Genomic DNA, 15,889 nt, shown 5'->3' with positions numbered 1-15,889 from the left:
GTGAAGACGCGGGCGCGCCACGGGGGGCGGGCCTCCAGGTCGAAGGACTCCCTGGCGGCGGCCTCCGCCGCGGCGGGCGCCTCCCGTTCGCCGGTGGCCACGGCGGCGTAGTCCAGGGCGAAGCGCCCCGGAGGCAGGATGTCCTGGACCGGTGTGCCGTGCACGGAGGGGAAACGGGTGCGGAGGATGTCGTGGTTGGCGGCCAGGTCCTCCAGCGCGCCGCGCAGGGCCTCGGTGTCGAGGTCGCCGTCCACCTGCCAGGCCCACGGCACGTGGTAGAGCGTGCCGCCGCCCGACAGCGCCTCCAGCACCCAGAGCCGCTCCTGTTCGTAGGAGAGGAGCAGCGGGCCGCTCCCCCGCTCACCGGGCCGCGGCCGGTCCGGCGCGCTGCGGGAGAGGCTGTGCAGGAGGCCCCGGACACTGCGGGCGGCGAAGATGTCCCGGATGGCCGGTTCGCACCCGAACTGTCGCCGGATGGCGGCGGCGAGCCGCATGGCCGACAGCGAGTGGCCGCCGAGCGCCACGAAGTCGAGCCCGTCACGCAGGTCGCCGACGCCACAGCCGAGCACGTCCGAGAGCAGCCTTCGCAGGGCGTCCTCGTCCGGCTCGGCGCGCAGCGGGCCGGTGGGCGCCGGGTGGACGGCGCGCCGGTCGAGCTTGCCGCTCGGCAGCGTCGCCAGCGCAGCCACCGGGACGAGGACGCTGGGCACCATGTAGGCGGGCAGCGTCCGGGAGACGTACCGGCGCAGCTCCTGCGCGTCGATCTCCGTGCCCTCGGCCGCCACGACGAACGCCGCCAGCTGGGCGCTTCCGGCGGTGTCCTCGCGGGCGGTGACGACGGCCTGGGCGACCGCCGGGTGGCGCAGGAGAACGGACTCCACGTCGGTCGGCTCGATGCGGTGGCCGCGGATCTTCAGCTGCCCGTCGGTCCGGCCGAGGAACTCCAGTACGCCGTCCTCGTGGCGTACCGCCCGGTCGCCGGTGCGGTACATCCTCGCGCCGGGGCCGGCGAAGGGGTCGGCCACGAAGCGCTGGGCGGTGAGGGCCGGGCGGTGGAGGTAGCCGCGGGCCAGTCCGTCGCCGCCGATGTACAGCTCGCCCGGCTGCCCGGGGGCGACCGGCCGCAGCGCCTCGTCGAGGAGGCGGACGGTGGTTCCGGGGTCCTCGGTGCCGAGCGGGGCCACCGTGCCCTCCCAGCGGGCGTCGTAGTCCCAGAGGGTGGAGTTCACGGTGGCCTCGGTGAGGCCGTAGCACGTCACGATCCGGGCGCGCCGGGCCCAGCGGCCGGCCATGCCCAGGGGGACCTTGTCGGCGCCCGTCATGATGGTGAGGCCCGCGGGCAACGGGCCGTCTTCCGGGAGCAGTTCGAGGAAGGCGGGCGGCAGGGCGGCGTGGGTGACGCGGTGTTCGGTGAGCAGTTCCAGGAAGGCCGTGTCGGCCACCCGCCGTTCGCCGGTGACCACGATCAGACTCCCGCCGAGCAGGAGCGCCATGGCCATCTCCAGAAAGGCCACGTCGAAGCTCATCGACGTGAACTGCAGAACCCGGCTGTCGGGGCCCGCGCCGAACCCCTGCACGGCGGTGTCGAGGAGGCTCCGCAGCCCGGTGGAGGTGAGGATCGTTCCCTTGGGGCGGCCGGTGGATCCGGAGGTGTAGATCACGTAGGCGGCGCTCTCGGGCGGTGCGGTCGGCCGCGGCGCAAGCGGCCGGGGCGCGTCCGGGGAGAGCGGGCCGGCAGCGCCGTGGGTCCGGTCGACGGCCAGGGTGGGCAGAGCGGAGATCAGGTTCCGCGTCGCCTCGTCCGCGTCCGCGTCCGCCGCGGTGAGGGCGGCGGCCGGCGCCGCGTCTTCGACCATCAGCGCGAGCCGGTCGGCGGGATAGTCGGGATCCAGCCAGAGGCATATACCGTTGACCTTCGCGACAGCCAGCCAGGCCACGGCGCACAGCTCCGAACGCCGCAGGGAGATGCCCACCACGTCGCCGTCCCCGACACCGCGTTCCGCCAGCCGCGACGCCACGAGGTCCGACTCCCGGTCGAGTTGGACGTAGGTCAGCTGCCGCTCCTCGCAGCGCACCGCGGGACGATCCGCCCGCACGGCAACCTGCTCGGCGAAGAGCGCGGCGATGAGCGATCGGCTCCTGCCCGCCATGTGCGGTCCTGCCTTTCCCTGGAGGGCATCATGGCTCCGGTCCGCAGCACGGATGGCCGGGGCTCGCCGGGTGCTTTCGGTGCGGGATGCTAGCCCGATTCGCGATCGGCCGCTCCGGGTTCGCGCGGTCCGGCTGAAAACGCTCTCTACCGTCGCCCGCCTCGGGCCGGGACCTCTGGACAGGTCATCCAGCACATGCCACGGTGCTGGGACGGCAACGAAATGACAGCGTTGCACTGACGCTGCGTTATGTGAGGCTCATGGAATTGCCCCGCCTCTGGGCTGGGAATCGGCAGTTCCGTGGAAGCTGCTCTCGCGGCTCCTTCCACGGCACCGCCTCGGAGCGAGGGCGGCCCGCAGCCGCGGAAGCTTGTCGTCCGCCGGTGCAGGGGCACCGGCGGTATGAGCCCCGACTCCACCGCTGAACGACAGCCGTCGGCTGCGCAGACGACGGCGAGAGAGAGTCGTCTCACTGGGCGAGGAGTAGCTGGATGGTGGAAATGTCCGACCCGGGCACGTGTCTGTACGCGTCCGAGGAGGAGCTGGTCGAGGCAGCGCTGACCTGGAAGCCGGGGGACCCCTTCCCGCTGTTACCCGGCAGCTCGCTGACTCGTCTGCTCTCCCTCGACGGCGGGGAGCTGCCCCCCGTGACGCCGGTGCCGCGCGCCGGGTGCGTCGTCTCGGCCGGCGGCGAGGCGGGCCGGGCCGCCGGCCGGCTGCTCGCCGTCGCCACCGAGCGGCCGCACCTGCACGTCGCCGCCGGGGATGTCGTCCGCACCGTGGCAGCGCAGGACGGGCCGGTGGCCGTGGTCGCCCTGGCGGGCGATCTGAAAGGCGCGGGCGACTGGCCGGGGGCGCACCATCCGATGGCCGGCGTGGTCAGCGCCCGCACCCCCGCCTCGCTGGTCTGCCTGGTGTACCGGACCCTGGTCCCCGAACACCGCTCCACCCCTGGCTCGTTCGTCGTCAGCAACTCCTTCCACAGCGACGACCTGTCCGCCGACGCGGTCGAGATGGACGAGCTCGACGGCCTCTACAGGACGCGGCACCAGGTCGTCACCTACCATCTGCACGGCCGCGAATGCAGCGTCGGCCTGCCCGACGGCATCATCTGCGGGCGGACGGACGAGGGCGCCGGCTTCCTGGGGCTCCCCTCGCTCCCCGGCTCCGCCGCCGCTCCGGGTCCGCTCGTCCCCGAGCGCCCGCTCCCCGCCGACCTGCGTATACCTTCCTGCATGCGCGGCGAGGGCTGTTTCCGGGCCGACCTGGAGGACGGCCAGCGCATCCGGGCAGCCGATCTGCACGCCGTGCTGGTCTTCTCGCAGAGCTGCGGCGCCGTGTCCGCCGGTGTCAGCCCGTACCCGGAGCCGGTGGGCATCGGGGGCGGGTTCCTCGAAGGCACCGCCATCGCGGTGATCGGGGGCATGGGCTCGCACAACGCCGAGCCCGGCGCCGAGCGCCTGCTCGACCAGGGGCTGCGCCGCGGGCTGCCGCTCGGTGAGATCGTCGCGGGCATGAACAGCGGCCGGGACGGGGAGCGCGGCGGTCTCGCGGTGTTCGGCCTCGCGGGCGACCCCGGACTGGTGCTCCCCCACCCCGGTGGCCCTCCCGAGCAGGCCGGGGCCGCCGAGCCCTCCGCCGACGCACCGGCCCCGCAGGCCCTGGAGGCCCCGGAGGCCCCGGAGGCCCCGGAGGCCCCGGAGGCCCTGGAACGGCTGCACCACCTCAACGACTCCGTGATCCCCGGCTGCGAGCGGCTGGCATGGCTGGAGGTCGACCTCGACGAGGAGCCGCTGCGGGCGGCGCGGAGCCGCATCCGCGCGCTGGCGGGCGCGCCTGACCGCCCCGGGCTCGCCGCCGACGTCAGCTCGCTGGAGGATGAGATCGCCGTCCTCCAACAGGAGTTGATCGCCCGGACGGCGGCCATGATCCAGCGGGACGGAGCCGACTTCCTCGGGGACGCCTCCCCCGCCTTCCAGCGCACGGCACGGCGCGACGCGCCGTGCACCAGCTGCGGGACCGACCGCGGGCAGCACCTGGTGCTGCGACACGCGGTGGAGCACCGGCTGACGGTCCAGACCCTTCAGTGCCGACGGTGCGGCGACGTCTGGTGGTCCACCGAGGAGGGCGAGCCCACGCTCTCCATCGGCGGCCAGGTGGACACCGACGCCGACCGGGCGGCGCCCGGCGTCCTGCGCCGGTCCGTCGCCAACACCGGCGAGCGGACCGTGCACGGGGCGGTGGGGCTGGCGTTCCGCGCCTTCTACGATCCCCCCGTGCTGCCGGTGTGGCACAGCGAGGCTGTCACCATCCCGCCCGGCGGTTCCCACACCTTCACCGCCTCCCTCGCGTTGCCGGCCCCCGGCGCGCGCCCCGATGTCCACTCGGGGTTCGTCATCGCCCTCCTGGACGGCGTGTACCTGATGAGTCCGGTCATCCTGCGGCTCTCCTGAGTTCCCCGGCACAGCTGCGACCAAAAATATCCGGCCAAGAAGTCAACCGACCTGAACCGCTTTCCGGCCGGGCCAGTCGACCTCGCGATCCCCGTGGCAGGAAATGCCACCGGGGTCGGCTTTCCCATCCCTTTTCCCGGCCCGACGCCCAGATCAACTTAGCCTTGCCTAACCCAATCTTTACGCCACAAGAATCCTGCCATCTTCTCGAAAGGGGGGTGACATGAGCACATCACCATGCGAAGCTTCCCCTGCGTTTGATCAGGCGTCCTTTCGAGCCATGAAAGGCGGGGTTCAACCGCACCGGAACCAACCCAATGGAGAGGGTGTATTTACATGGCAGCACCAAGGGAACGCAAGGACGACCACCTGCTGTACGCCGACGCCGTCGGCTCCCGCGGCAAGTCGGGCGTGTGGTTCGGTGAGCGTGAGGCTTTCCAGACGCGCCAGCACGACGTCATGGAAGACGTCAAGGAAAAGGTCAGCTGGGTTCCACTTGAGAACGCCGTGATGGCCGTGAGTCTGGACCCGCCGGGGATCGTCGTCATGGCCCCGAACCCCTCGCTCCCCGGAATCATCGTGCTGGCCGACGGAGCCACGCCGGAGAATTCCGAGCAGCTGAAGTCGCAGTACACCTCCATCGTCAAGGAGGTCATGGACAAGCAGGGCCTCACGGTCGAGACGGAGGACGACGAGGCCGGCGGGTCCCAGGCCGGCTGACCACGCCGGTCCGACGGCCGGCCCCGCACGGGCCTGCCGGTGAGAAACCGACACGACCGAGCAAGTGAGGATGCTTCGAATGGACATGGCGACGGCTCGGCCGGTCGAACGGGTGTGGGACCGGTACTTCCTGTTCGACCTCGGGGAGAGTGCAGCGATCTTCGACCCGGTCCGGTTGGAGACGGTGTATCTCGACGCCGCGGAGACCCGCGCGGTGCGCGAAGGCGACGAGGGGCAGATCACGGCCACCCTCTCGGAGTTCGGGTTCACCCCCGGAACCGGAGAACCCGTGGACCTCCCCGGTGACGTCACGAACCATCTCGCACACCTGGGCATCAACGGCGATCCGAGTCACATCGCCGGCTACCGCATTGTGGTGACGGACAAGTGCAACATGAAGTGCTCGTACTGTTTCGTCGACACCAATACGGGTGCGCCGGACTTGACCGAGGAGGATTTACGCCTCGGGCTCGACCTGCTGTTCGAAGTGAATCAGGGACGGCCGGAGGTCACTTACCAGTGGTTCGGCGGTGAGCCGACCATCCGGCCGGACTTGATGATGGCGGGCGACCACTACGCCCGCGAGCTCGCCGAGAAATTCGATGTCGGCAGCATCCAGCCGACGGTCGTGACCAACGGCGCGAAAATCAACGACGACCTGATCGCCCACTTCAAGGAATTCCGCTACGGGGTGGGGGTGTCCATCGACGGCCCGCCCCCGACCAACGCCAACGAGCGGGTGCTCCTCTCGGGCAAGCCCGCCGACGAACGCATCCACCGCAACATCCAGCGGATGCTCGAAGCCGGTATCCACGTCGGGGCCAATGTCACCCCCACCCAGTGGAACGTGCACGAGCTGCCCGCCATCGTGGACTACATCGTCTCGCTCGGCATCAAGTTCCTCTACGTGAACACCCCGATTCCGGCCCAGGGCACCTGGATCGCCCACGGTCCGGACCTGGCACGCAACCTCTACCAGGCGCGCATGCGAGCACTCTCGCGCGGCGGCATGCTCTTCTCCCACCTCGACCGCATCTACCAGGCCCTGGACTCCCGCCGTCCACGGGTCTTCGAGCACCTCCAGGGATGCGGCGGGGTGAACGCGGCGCTGCTCCCCGGCGGCCGGATCAGCCTGCTCGACCTCAACTGGCGCGATCCGCGCTTCATCTTCACCCTCGACGAGGTCCGCAAGGACCGCTCGCTGCTCGGACGCGCCGCGAAGGACCTCCACCCCTTCGACGGCTGCAAGACCTGCCCGGCCCTCGCGATCTGCGGCGGCCCGTCGCAGAACGAACGGCTGCTGCGCCGCACCCAGGTCCCCACCGACGACTTCTGCGGCTTCTTCAACGAGGGCCTCGCCCTCGCCGTCGCGGACAACACGGCCCTGCAGTGACCCGCCGGGGCGCCCGGCGACCCGGCCGGAGCGCCCCACCCGCACATCAACCGCTGACCGAGCAACGGAGGGCGCCACGGTGACCGACCAACTCGTCCGGTGCGAACGGAACCCGTACGCGGCGGACGCGACGACGCCGGCTCCGCCGGTAGCAGGGCTGCTGGTCGCCGTCGACGAACGGTGCGACGTGGGCTGCAAGTTCTGTCTGCGCGCCGATGTCGGCCGCTCCCAGCTGGATCTGCCCACCTACGCCCGCGCGCTGTCCCGCTGCAAGGAGCTGGGGGCCACCTCCGTCTGCCTCACCGGCGGCGAACCCACCGACCACCCGGACTTCCGGGACCTGGTCAAGGTGGCCGTCCAGTTCGGCTATGCCTGCTCGGTCGTCACGGCGGCCCGCGAGGGCCGCCGCCTGGACGCCCTCGCCTCCGTCGCGGGGCTGCTCTCCCACGTCACGGTCTCGGCCGACAGCCTCGGCGCACAGCGGGTCGGGGCCACCGAACGGACCGTAGCGGGCACCGCCGCGGTGTTCGAGGCGCTGGGGCACCGCCGGGCCAGCCTGCACGTCACCGTCTGGGAGCTGGGGGACGCCGACCTGGAGGACATGGCCGCCATCGACGAGGCGTTCGGGGTGGAGTTCGAGCTGAGCCCCCTCCTCCTGACGGAACATCAGCTCAAGAAGGCCACCCCCGAGGCGGTACGCGGCCGCTATGCGAGCGACCTGACCGCGATCAGGGAGCGGTTCGGCCTCTCCGACCGCTTCACCGATGCGCTGGCAGCCCTGGACCGCAGCCTCGCCGGCACCCTGGACCGTACCTGCACGAGCGACCGGCTCTACCTCTCGCCACGCGGCGCGCTGCGCCGCTGCCCGTACGACAAGGAGAGCGAGATCGACGTCAGGCTGCCGCGCAAGGCGCTGGCCGACGGAGTCCGGGCGCTCCACGCGTCGCCCGCCGCCGTGGGGTCCCGCTGTGCGCTGCTCTGTGGAGAGTGAAGAAGAGATGACACGCGTAGTGCTGGGCACGATGCGGACCTCGGGCAACTTCAACAGCCTAATGGTCGTGGACCGCGACACCGACCGCGCCGCCGAGGTCGTACGGATGGCGCGCAAGCACAACCTGGACGCGCTCGACACCGCACCGATCTACGCCCGTACGCTCTCCGAGAGCGACCTCGGCGAGCTCTGCCCCGACCTGCCGGTGTGGACCAAGGTCGGAGTGGACGTCCGCACGCCGCTGCCCACACTCGACTACAGCCTGCCCGCCATGGCCGCCACCCTGGCCGGCTCCTGCGAACGGCTGCGGCGCTCCTCGGTCGACTGCGTCCTGGTGCACAACCCGCCGATCGAGCTGTTCCGGTCGTTCGACTGGCGGGAGATGCGCCGCCTCCTGGTCGAGGAGGGCCCGGCCCGGGAGCTGGGCGTCTCCGTGCTGGACCCCTCCGAGATCGCGCTGGTCGCCGATGTCGGCACTCCGCTGGTGACCATGGTGGAGACGGCCGTGCTGGAGCGGCATCCGGAGCTCGCCGTCCGGCTCCGCGACGCCGGGCACCGGCTGGTGCTGCGCAGCCTCTTCGCCGGTGGCCGCGGCATCCGTTCCCTGCCTGCCGAGCGCAGGGCGGAAGCCGTGACCGAGCGCCTCGGCTCGCTCACGGCCGCATTCGATCCATGGGCCCTGGTCATCGCCCCCAGGACGCCGGAGCAGTTCGCCGACTACCTGCCCGCCGTCGAGCACCTGCGCGAAGAGGCACACCCGTGACCGCCGCCCCCCACCTCCTGCTGGAGCACTTCGGGTTCTGTGTGCTGCCCGGTGCGGCGCTGCCCGTGCTGCCGGACCTGGAGGAGGGCTTCGCCGCGCTGCTGCCCGACCAGGAGACGCCGGCCACGGATCGCCGCACCCGCTTCCACGCGGTCGAGCACGCTCCCGGGCTGGCCATCACGGGACGCGTCCCCGAGCTGGACGACCTGCTGTCCCGGGCGGGCGCCACCTCCATGGTCAGCAGCGACGTCAACGTCCTCGTCGGCGACTCCTACTGGCACTCCGACGGCTTCTACGACGAGGGCCTCTATCTGCGTGCCGTCGTCTACGGGGAGCCCACCGACGCGGCCGGCGGCGCGCTGCGGGTCATCCCGGGCTCGCACCGGCCCGAAGGAGGATGGCAGGGCGAGCCGGTACGCCAGCTGATGGAACACGACCGGGCGCTCGGGCTGCGCGGGGACGAGATCCCCGCCACCGTGCTGGCCACCCGGCCGGGCGACGTCGTCGTCTTCCACACCAATGTGCTCCACTCGGCCTGGAACGGCAGCCGCCGCCGGCAGTGGGCGTGGAACTTCACCCGGCCACCCGTCACGGCCTCCGAGCGGACGGCCGCCTCCCAGTACGTCCTCAACCGGTTCGTGAGCGGAACAGTGAGGTTCTCCTGACATGACCGCCGAGCAACCCGCCCCGCGCCGCCGGCGGTTCGACCTCTTCGGCTTCGAGGTCTTCCGGGGGCTCCTCGCCCCGTGCGCCGATGACGCCTTCGCCGATGTGGACGCGGCCCTCGCCGCGGGCCGCAACGTCCGCGGCTCCCGGGACCGCAGAGCCGTCCCGGACTTCCTCGGCCGCTCCGCCGCCCTGTCCCGGGGGTGCTCCGCCGCCCGGCTGGAGGCACTGGCCGCTGACCTGCTGGGCGGCCCCTGCGTCTACCTCTACGGTGACGCCAGCGAGATTCGCGGTGACACCTACTGGCATTCCGACACCGAGGACGCCGCCTCGAAGGACCCGCGCCCGGCTGACGGTTCGCAGGCCCGCCTGGTGAAGTTCGTCCTCTACGACACACCGCTCGACGGCTCCAGCGGCGCGCTGCGGCTGCTGCCGGGCAGCCACCGGGCTCCGGCCGCCTACCCCACCGCCCTGTTCGACCCCGAGGACGTCCCGGCCCACGTCCTGACCGTCGATCCCGGAGACGTCATAGCCTTCGATCCTCGGAGCCGCCACGCCGCGCTGGGCGGAACGGTGCGCCGTCAGATCGCCATCGCCTACGCTCGCCGCTCTCAGAACGCGGCGGCCCAGGACCAGCTGATGAGCCTCGTCATGGCGGACAAGACGGTACTCTGACGCCCCGGCGGGCAGCGGTCCCCGGGCAGCAGTCCCATGGGGCGGCTCCGGCCGGCCCCGGACACCCCAGGGCCGGTCGCCTCCAGCGGCCGGCCGTGCACCAGAATCGTGATCCGATGAATCCCCATCACACTGCGACGATCTCCCCTTCGGTCCTGGACCGGGCCCGCGCGGTCTGGTCCCGGCTGGCCGGAGCAGCCGCCACCTTCACCCCCGACCGCACGAACGTCACCGTCGCCCCGGCCTCCCGGCTGAGCCCACCGGGCTGGACGGCGGTGGTCGTCCTGGGGGACTCCGCGCTGGTGACCGTGCCCGACACCCGGACGGCCGACCTCGTCAGCACGGCCCTCCGCGGCCTGTCCGCCGGGCAGTTGGCCGATACCGACCGGCTCCACGCACGGCTTCCGTACCTCGACATCCTCGGCCCGGCCCGTCTGTTGTTCCTCATCCCGGCCCTGTTCCGCCCCGTCCTGGCACCCGGTGCCGAGCAGACCAGCAGCGACGACCCGGCGCTCCTCGCCCTGCTGGATCGCTGCGGCCTCGGGGACGCCGACGAGAGCGCGCTCTCGGACATCACGAGCACCGCCAGGGTGGTGCGCGAGGACGGCGAGATCGTCGCCGCAGCAGGACACGAGCTCTGGCCGCGCGGGGTGGCCCACCTGAGCATCCTCACCGACCCCCGCTTCCGCCGCCGCGGCCTGGCCACCGCGGTCGCCTCGGCCGCCGTCACGGACGCCCTGGGCCAAGGTCTGTTCCCACAGTGGCGAGCCCGCTCCCTGGCCTCCCGGAAAGTCGCCCACACGCTCGGATTCCAGGAGGCGGGCTTCCAGCTCAGCCTGCGGCTGACGGAGGACTGACCGGCGCCCGCACCCCCGCGCCAGGCCGGTGTGCGCGCCGTATCGGGTGAAGTGGCCGGCGGTACAGATCAGCCGGGGCGCGCTGCCGTCTCAGTCTTCCGCGCTGCGCGCGCAGGCCCGTGGTTCGGTCCCGGCGGCGGGCGGGCCGGGGCGGTGCCGCGTCCAATCGGTGGTCAGGACCGCCGCGTGCGAGGGGCGCAGCCGTTGTGCGTACGCCCCCGTGTACGGCACGGGGCACGCGCCCCGCTCCCAGTCCACCCAGTACACGCGCCCGAAGAATGCCCACCAGCACCGTCTGACGGCGACGACCGTGCCGGTGTTCCCCTCCCCCTCCGCATCCTCCTGCACGCGGTCACCCACGGATAATGTGACGCTCGACAATTCTCTTCCCCCTCGCCCGGGGCCGGCAGCCGGTTCCTGCCGTTCCCCGGGCCCTCATGGTCCCCTGTCCGTCCTCTGCTGCGGTTCCCGTTACTCGGACGGCACGTCAGGACTCCGATCGCACGAGCTCTGGGAATTCCCGTGGTTTCTCCGTCGGCGAGCCGCTCGGTCAGGCGGCCGCGCACGACTCCTCACACATGGTGACCGGAACATCACGGGCAGCGGCGACGGCTCTGCGTCGCCCGGTGCCAAAACAGTAATCGAGCGATCGACCCCGGAATTCGGCCCTCCCCCGGCCGACACGGTCTCTTCGTCGAACAGCACGCAACCCACCCTTCCGGTACGCCGCCTTCCGCTTGGCGGACAGGCCGCGCCGGCCCCCTCACCCGCGCTGCGGCGAAGGGCAGTCACGGCGCCGGACTCCCTTTCCCAGCCTCCCTGCGTAAATCCGCCGAGGTGGGAAAGCGGAAGTCGGATACGCCGTAAAGGCCCCGCCCCTGCCTCCCGGTACCACCGTAACTTCCCCGCACCGAGAGAAAATGCGCGGCTTTCGCGACGGCTTACCGCGTGGAATGCGTTTCGGTCGTCAGCGGGCGACGGCGGGCAACGGATCGGGGCGCGGCGGCGACGTACGTGGTGAACCCGTGGTGCTCCGCGGGGAAACTCCGGCCCCGGTGTGGGGACCGGCGCCGGAGCAAGGGGTGCCGTGCCGCGGCGGTACGCACGGCACCCCGTCCCGGACGCCCGGGGCGGGGCGGGGCTGAGTGCGCAGGTGCCGGCTCAGGCGCCCGCGCAGTGCCCGGTCAGCTCCTCGAAGGGGTGCAGGAGGGAGAGGAGCGGCTCCTCGCCCCAGGCCGCCAGCGCCAGCGCCGCGGCCAGTACGGCCGGGACGTGCGGGCAGTGCGCCGAGGGGCCGGTGTGGGTGCGCAGCGCGGAGCCGTCCCGGTCCGCCCAGGCACGCACCGCCTCGGTGACGGCCAGTTCGCAGTGCGGCGGCGCGCCGGCGGCGAGGGTGTCGGCCGTGCGCACCACGTCGGCGGGGGTGAAGGCCGGGGGCGCCGAGGTGATGACGGCGGCCACGAGCCCGAGTATCTCGCCGGCGGCGGCGCGCAGTTCACGCCGGGCGCGGCGGCCGTCCGGCCCGTCGAGTCCGCCGAGTCCATCGAGTCCGTCGACGGCGGAGCGCACACCCGCGGGGTCCTGCCGGGCGTACGCGCGTACGAGGGCCATGGCCCGGCGCAGCCCCTCCCTGCGCAGTTCCGGCAGCGCCCCGGTGCTGGCGTCCGTGTCCAAGGTCGGCCTCCGCGTTCGTCGGACGGAACAGCCCGATGGTGCCCCTTGAAGTGCGGTTCAAGTCAAGTCGCGTCACGTGCGGCCCCGGGGCGCACCAGGTCGGACGGATCGGTGTTGGCCCCGCACAGCACGACCGCCGTGCGCTCACCCGGCGCGGGAGCGTACGCGCTCCTCCCGGAGCCGTCGTCCAGCAGGCAGGCGAGGGCGGTGGCGCCGCCGTGCTCGGTGACGAGGCGCCACTCGTCCCAGAGCGTGCGCCGCGCGGCGTCGACGGCCCGGTCGGGCACGAGGACGGAGCGGGTGTCGGCGCGCCGCGCAGCGGACAGCGCCAGCGGGGTCGCGCGCCGGGCGCCCAGCGCGTCGGCGGCCACACCCGACACCGGTACGTCCACGGGCCGCCCGGCCTCCAGCGCGGCGTGCAGGGTGGGGCAGTTCGCGGGCTCGACGGCGACCGTGCGGACGCCGCGGCGGTGCGCCGCGGTCGCCACCCCGGCGAAGAGCCCGCCGCCGCCCACCGCGACGAGCACGGTGTCGAGGCCCGGCACCCGGTCCAGGATCTCGTCCAGCAGGGTGCCGGCGCCGGCGGCGATGTACGGGTCGTCGTACGCGTGGGCGCGCAGCGCGCCGGTGCGGTCCGCGAAGTCGGCACAGGCCGCGGCGGCGTGCGCGTACTCCCCGTCGACCAGGTGGACGTCCGCGCCGTAGCCCTTCAGCCGGGTGACCTTGACGGCGGGGGCGCTCGCCGGGAGGAACACGCTGGCGGGCACGCCCAGCGCCGCCGCGGCCCAGGCCCCGGCCAGGCCCGCGTTGCCGCCCGAGGCGAGGGTGACCCCGGCGCGCGTGAGGGTGCCGGCCGCGCGGTGCGCGTGCAGGAAGTTGAGCGCGCCGCGGGCCTTGAAGCTGCCGGTGTGCTGCAGGAACTCCAGCGCCAGCCAGACCTCGCCGCCCCCGTCCGCACGGAAGGGCGGCGCGCCGTCCGGCCCGGCGTCCCCGCGGGAGAAGCGGGAGGCGCCGGAGGCGCGGGAGACGAGGACGGGGCGGACGCGGCCCCGGACGCGGTCGGCTGCGGCATCGATGTCCGCGGGCCCGAGCTCTGTCGTAGACACCATGTGTGACAGCGTAACGTACACTGTCACACATGCCCCGCCAGTCAGCCGCACTCGACCGCGCGACCCCGGAGGCCATCGCCCGCGCCGCGCTGGACCTCGTCGACGAGGAGGGCCCGCAGGCGCTCAACCTGCGCGCCCTCGCGGAACGGCTCGGCGTCTCGCACACCACGGTCCACCGGCGCTGCGGCTCCACCCTGGCCGGGCTGGTGGACCTGTGCACCGACCATCTGGCCGCCCAGCTCCCCCGGGTCCCGCCGGGGACGCCCTGGGCGGAGGGCACCCGGATCCGGTTCACGGCGCTGTACGAGCTGCTGACGCGGCACCCGGGGCTGGTGGCGCTGCGCGGAGCGCGCCCCTGGCTGAGCCGGGAGCTGCTGGCGCGGCTGGTGGAGCCGCAGCTCGCGGCGAACATCGCGGCGGGCATGGCACCCGACCGCGCGGTGGCGGGCTACCGGCAGATGTACCTGTTCACGCTGGGCGCCGCCGGGTTCGTGGAGCACCGGGACCCGGCGGGCGCCACGGCCCGCACCCGTACCGCGCTGGCCGCCCTCGACCCCGGTGAGTTCCCCGTGCTGACCGGGCATCTGGACGCGGTGCTTCCGGCGCTGACGGACCACGAGGTCTTCACGACCGGCCTGCACGCCCTGATCGAGGGGGCCCGGCCGTAGGGCCCTTCTGATGGATCTCCGCGGCGTCGCGAAGCGCGGCGCGCCGAGAGCGCTCACGCCTGCGCGTATCCACCGTCGGCGAAGAACTCGGCACCGTTGATGTAGCTCGACGCGTCCGAGGCGAGGAACGTCGTCACGGCGGCGATCTCCTCGGGCTCGGCAAGCCGGCCGAGGGGAACAGCGCTTCCGGCCTGCTGGAGTATCTCGGGTGTGACCAGCTCAAGCAGACCAGAGGTGCGGGTACCGCCCGGGGACACGACGTTGACCCGGAAGCCGTGTGTGCGCGCGCTGAGAGCCCAGCCGCGGGCGAGCGCGCGGACTGCGGCCTTCGACGCCGCGTAGACCTCAAGTCCCAGGTTGGGCCGTGTCGCAGCGGTCGAACCCGTCAGGATGACCGAAGCATCTGCGCTGAGCAGCGGCAGCGCCTGCTGGAGGGTGAAGATCGCTCCCTTGACGTTGGTGGCGAACACCGAATCGATCAGATCTTCCGTCACCTCGCCGAACGGCGCCGCTGTGCCGACGCCGGCGTTGGCGACCAGCACATCGATGCGTCCGGCCTGGTCGCGCACGGTGCCGTAGAACGCATCGAGCTCCGAGGGCACCGAAGCATCGCTGACCACGCCGGTCACACCAGGTCCGAGCTCGGCAACCGCGGCGTCGAGCGCGTCCTTGCGGCGACCGGTGATGAACACCGTGGCGCCCTCGTCGCGGAATGCGCGCGCGGTCGCGAACCCGATGCCGGCGCTGGCCCCGGTGACCACGGCGGCCTTGCCTTCCAAGACGGCCATGCCGCCTCCTTCACGTTGTGGACTGTCGCGTCCACAACCTTCCCCAAATATGGACCGCACAGTCAAGAACGCTCGTTGCCGCTACTGCGCCGGAGCGGGCAGCAACCGCGCCAGGGCGGACCGGGCCATCGCGGTGAGCGCTCCGATGTCCATGCCGGTGCGCCCGAGAGCGATGAGGCCGAGCTGCGCGACGAGGGCCGCACGGGCGGCCTCGGAAGGGTCGACGCCGGGGTCGAGGTCGCCTTCGCCCTGGGCGCGCTCCAGCGCCGCGGTGAGGACGGTGGCGATCGCGTCGTAGGTGCGGCGCGCCTCAGCCGCGACGTCCGGAGTGCTGGCGGCAAGCTCGCCGTTGCTGTTGGCCAGCAGGCAACCCCGCCGCGCGACGGCCCCGGTCGGATCGCCGGTCAGGCCGAGTACGAACTCGCGCACCACGTCGATCCCCCGCGCCGCGGAAGCCAGGCGCTCGCGCAGCATCAGCAGGTTCGCGTCGTCGTAGTCGCGCAGCACCCGCAGGAACAGGCTGCGCTTGTCCCCGAACGCCCCGTAGAGGCTGCCTTTGCCCAGCCCGCTCACGCGCAGCAGGTCGTCCGTCGTTGTCGCCGCGTAGCCCTTGTCCCAGAACTCGTCACGGATAGCGAGAAGCACATGGTTTTCATCGAACTCACGAGGTCGAGGCATACCCGCACAGTACAAGTTCTGGACCGAACGGGCCACAATGGACTCCGGGCCGCCATACGCCCGGCTCAGCCCGGCTCAGCCCGGCTCAGCCCGGCTCAGCCCGGGAAAAGCCCAGCCGGAAACCGGTGCCGGAGCGCCAGGGCGCGCATCACGTCGTGATCTATCTGCGCGATCCGCCTAGGAGTTGTCTTCAAATGTCACGTCCACATCAGGAGCGAGGCGAGGGCGACGGCTCCCTGGTAGGACTCGGCGGTCTTGTCGTAGCGGGTCGCGATGCCGCGCCACTGCTTGAGGCGGTTGAAGC

The 15,889-nt window shown here is 72.4% G+C and carries 15 protein-coding genes and 1 pseudogene; 9 read left to right on the top strand and 7 right to left on the bottom strand.

Annotated elements, in window-relative coordinates; translation table 11 throughout:
* A partial coding sequence (locus G5C65_RS15235) for a non-ribosomal peptide synthetase (protein ID WP_165299364.1) occupies positions 1 to 2,150 on the bottom strand: 2,150 nt, incomplete at its 3' end.
* 491 nt (positions 2,151 to 2,641) lie between these two features.
* Between G5C65_RS15235 and G5C65_RS15230 the strand changes: the two genes are divergently transcribed.
* The 8 genes from G5C65_RS15230 (at position 2,642) to G5C65_RS15195 (ending at position 10,668) form a co-directional block, all read left to right on the top strand.
* Positions 2,642 to 4,603, top strand: a complete 1,962-nt coding sequence (locus G5C65_RS15230; protein ID WP_165299363.1) for a hypothetical protein — start codon at positions 2,642 to 2,644, stop codon at positions 4,601 to 4,603.
* A 336-nt stretch (positions 4,604 to 4,939) separates the two neighbouring features.
* Positions 4,940 to 5,323, top strand: a complete 384-nt coding sequence (locus tag G5C65_RS15225; RefSeq protein ID WP_165299362.1) for a hypothetical protein — start codon at positions 4,940 to 4,942, stop codon at positions 5,321 to 5,323.
* 79 nt (positions 5,324 to 5,402) lie between these two features.
* The gene (locus tag G5C65_RS15220) at positions 5,403 to 6,716 is read left to right on the top strand and encodes a radical SAM protein (protein ID WP_165299361.1); all 1,314 of its coding nucleotides are present in this window, start codon (positions 5,403 to 5,405) and stop codon (positions 6,714 to 6,716) included.
* 79 nt (positions 6,717 to 6,795) lie between these two features.
* On the top strand, positions 6,796 to 7,707 hold the full coding sequence (locus G5C65_RS15215) for a radical SAM protein (RefSeq protein WP_165299360.1): 912 nt from the start codon (positions 6,796 to 6,798) through the stop codon (positions 7,705 to 7,707).
* A gap of 7 nt (positions 7,708 to 7,714) precedes the next feature.
* Positions 7,715 to 8,470, top strand: a complete 756-nt coding sequence (locus G5C65_RS15210) for an aldo/keto reductase (protein WP_165299359.1) — start codon at positions 7,715 to 7,717, stop codon at positions 8,468 to 8,470.
* Complete coding sequence (locus tag G5C65_RS40450; protein ID WP_165299358.1) at positions 8,467 to 9,135, top strand: phytanoyl-CoA dioxygenase family protein; 669 nt, start codon at positions 8,467 to 8,469, stop codon at positions 9,133 to 9,135. Before G5C65_RS15210 ends, G5C65_RS40450 begins: the two co-directional genes overlap by 4 nt.
* A 1-nt stretch (position 9,136) precedes the next feature.
* The gene (locus tag G5C65_RS15200) at positions 9,137 to 9,811 is read left to right on the top strand and encodes a phytanoyl-CoA dioxygenase family protein (protein ID WP_165299357.1); all 675 of its coding nucleotides are present in this window, start codon (positions 9,137 to 9,139) and stop codon (positions 9,809 to 9,811) included.
* Positions 9,812 to 9,927: 116 nt separating this feature from the next.
* The gene (locus G5C65_RS15195; RefSeq protein WP_165299356.1) at positions 9,928 to 10,668 is read left to right on the top strand and encodes a GNAT family N-acetyltransferase; all 741 of its coding nucleotides are present in this window, start codon (positions 9,928 to 9,930) and stop codon (positions 10,666 to 10,668) included.
* 90 nt (positions 10,669 to 10,758) lie between these two features.
* On the opposite strand, the gene G5C65_RS15190 is transcribed toward G5C65_RS15195, so the two are convergent.
* From G5C65_RS15190 to G5C65_RS15180, 3 genes are all read right to left on the bottom strand, one after another.
* Positions 10,759 to 11,016 carry a hypothetical protein gene (locus G5C65_RS15190; RefSeq protein ID WP_165299355.1) on the bottom strand — a complete coding sequence of 86 codons (258 nt, stop codon included), beginning with the start codon at positions 11,014 to 11,016 and terminating at the stop codon, positions 10,759 to 10,761.
* Between the two features lie 813 nt (positions 11,017 to 11,829).
* Positions 11,830 to 12,342: a hypothetical protein gene (locus G5C65_RS15185; protein WP_165299354.1), complete on the bottom strand. Its 513-nt coding sequence runs from the start codon at positions 12,340 to 12,342 to the stop codon at positions 11,830 to 11,832.
* A gap of 62 nt (positions 12,343 to 12,404) precedes the next feature.
* On the bottom strand, positions 12,405 to 13,451 hold the full coding sequence (locus G5C65_RS15180; protein ID WP_165299353.1) for a serine/threonine dehydratase: 1,047 nt from the start codon (positions 13,449 to 13,451) through the stop codon (positions 12,405 to 12,407).
* 29 nt (positions 13,452 to 13,480) lie between these two features.
* On the opposite strand from G5C65_RS15180, the gene G5C65_RS15175 reads away from it, so the two are divergent.
* A complete protein-coding gene (locus tag G5C65_RS15175; protein ID WP_165299352.1) occupies positions 13,481 to 14,119 on the top strand; it encodes a TetR/AcrR family transcriptional regulator in 639 nt (212 codons plus the stop codon).
* A 53-nt stretch (positions 14,120 to 14,172) separates the two neighbouring features.
* Here the strand turns inward: G5C65_RS15175 and G5C65_RS15170 are convergent, their stop codons facing one another.
* The 3 genes and pseudogenes from G5C65_RS15170 to G5C65_RS15160 all read right to left on the bottom strand — a co-directional run.
* Positions 14,173 to 14,907 (bottom strand): SDR family NAD(P)-dependent oxidoreductase, encoded by a 735-nt coding sequence (locus G5C65_RS15170; protein ID WP_165299351.1) that lies wholly within the window; start codon positions 14,905 to 14,907, stop codon positions 14,173 to 14,175.
* A gap of 81 nt (positions 14,908 to 14,988) precedes the next feature.
* Entirely contained in the window at positions 14,989 to 15,552 is a 564-nt protein-coding gene (locus tag G5C65_RS15165; RefSeq protein WP_165299350.1) for a TetR family transcriptional regulator, read from the bottom strand.
* A 230-nt stretch (positions 15,553 to 15,782) separates the two neighbouring features.
* Positions 15,783 to 15,889, bottom strand: a pseudogene (locus G5C65_RS15160) (IS5/IS1182 family transposase); the annotation flags it as partial.

Origin of the sequence: Streptomyces boncukensis (assembly GCF_011045075.1) — a bacterium.
Classification (GTDB): domain Bacteria; phylum Actinomycetota; class Actinomycetes; order Streptomycetales; family Streptomycetaceae; genus Streptomyces; species Streptomyces boncukensis.
Note: the sequence above shows the minus strand (reverse complement) of the source record. Positions and strands in the feature narration are given on the sequence as shown.

Coding starts and splice junctions, on each gene's coding strand:
- G5C65_RS15230 (WP_165299363.1), top strand. CDS start 2,642: ATGGTGGAAATGTCCGACCCGGGCACGTGTCTGTACGCGTCCGAGGAG.
- G5C65_RS15175 (WP_165299352.1), top strand. CDS start 13,481: ATGCCCCGCCAGTCAGCCGCACTCGACCGCGCGACCCCGGAGGCCATC.
- G5C65_RS15170 (WP_165299351.1), bottom strand. CDS start 14,907: ATGGCCGTCTTGGAAGGCAAGGCCGCCGTGGTCACCGGGGCCAGCGCC.
- G5C65_RS15220 (WP_165299361.1), top strand. CDS start 5,403: ATGGACATGGCGACGGCTCGGCCGGTCGAACGGGTGTGGGACCGGTAC.
- G5C65_RS15180 (WP_165299353.1), bottom strand. CDS start 13,451: ATGGTGTCTACGACAGAGCTCGGGCCCGCGGACATCGATGCCGCAGCC.
- G5C65_RS15200 (WP_165299357.1), top strand. CDS start 9,137: ATGACCGCCGAGCAACCCGCCCCGCGCCGCCGGCGGTTCGACCTCTTC.
- G5C65_RS15195 (WP_165299356.1), top strand. CDS start 9,928: ATGAATCCCCATCACACTGCGACGATCTCCCCTTCGGTCCTGGACCGG.
- G5C65_RS15225 (WP_165299362.1), top strand. CDS start 4,940: ATGGCAGCACCAAGGGAACGCAAGGACGACCACCTGCTGTACGCCGAC.
- G5C65_RS15210 (WP_165299359.1), top strand. CDS start 7,715: ATGACACGCGTAGTGCTGGGCACGATGCGGACCTCGGGCAACTTCAAC.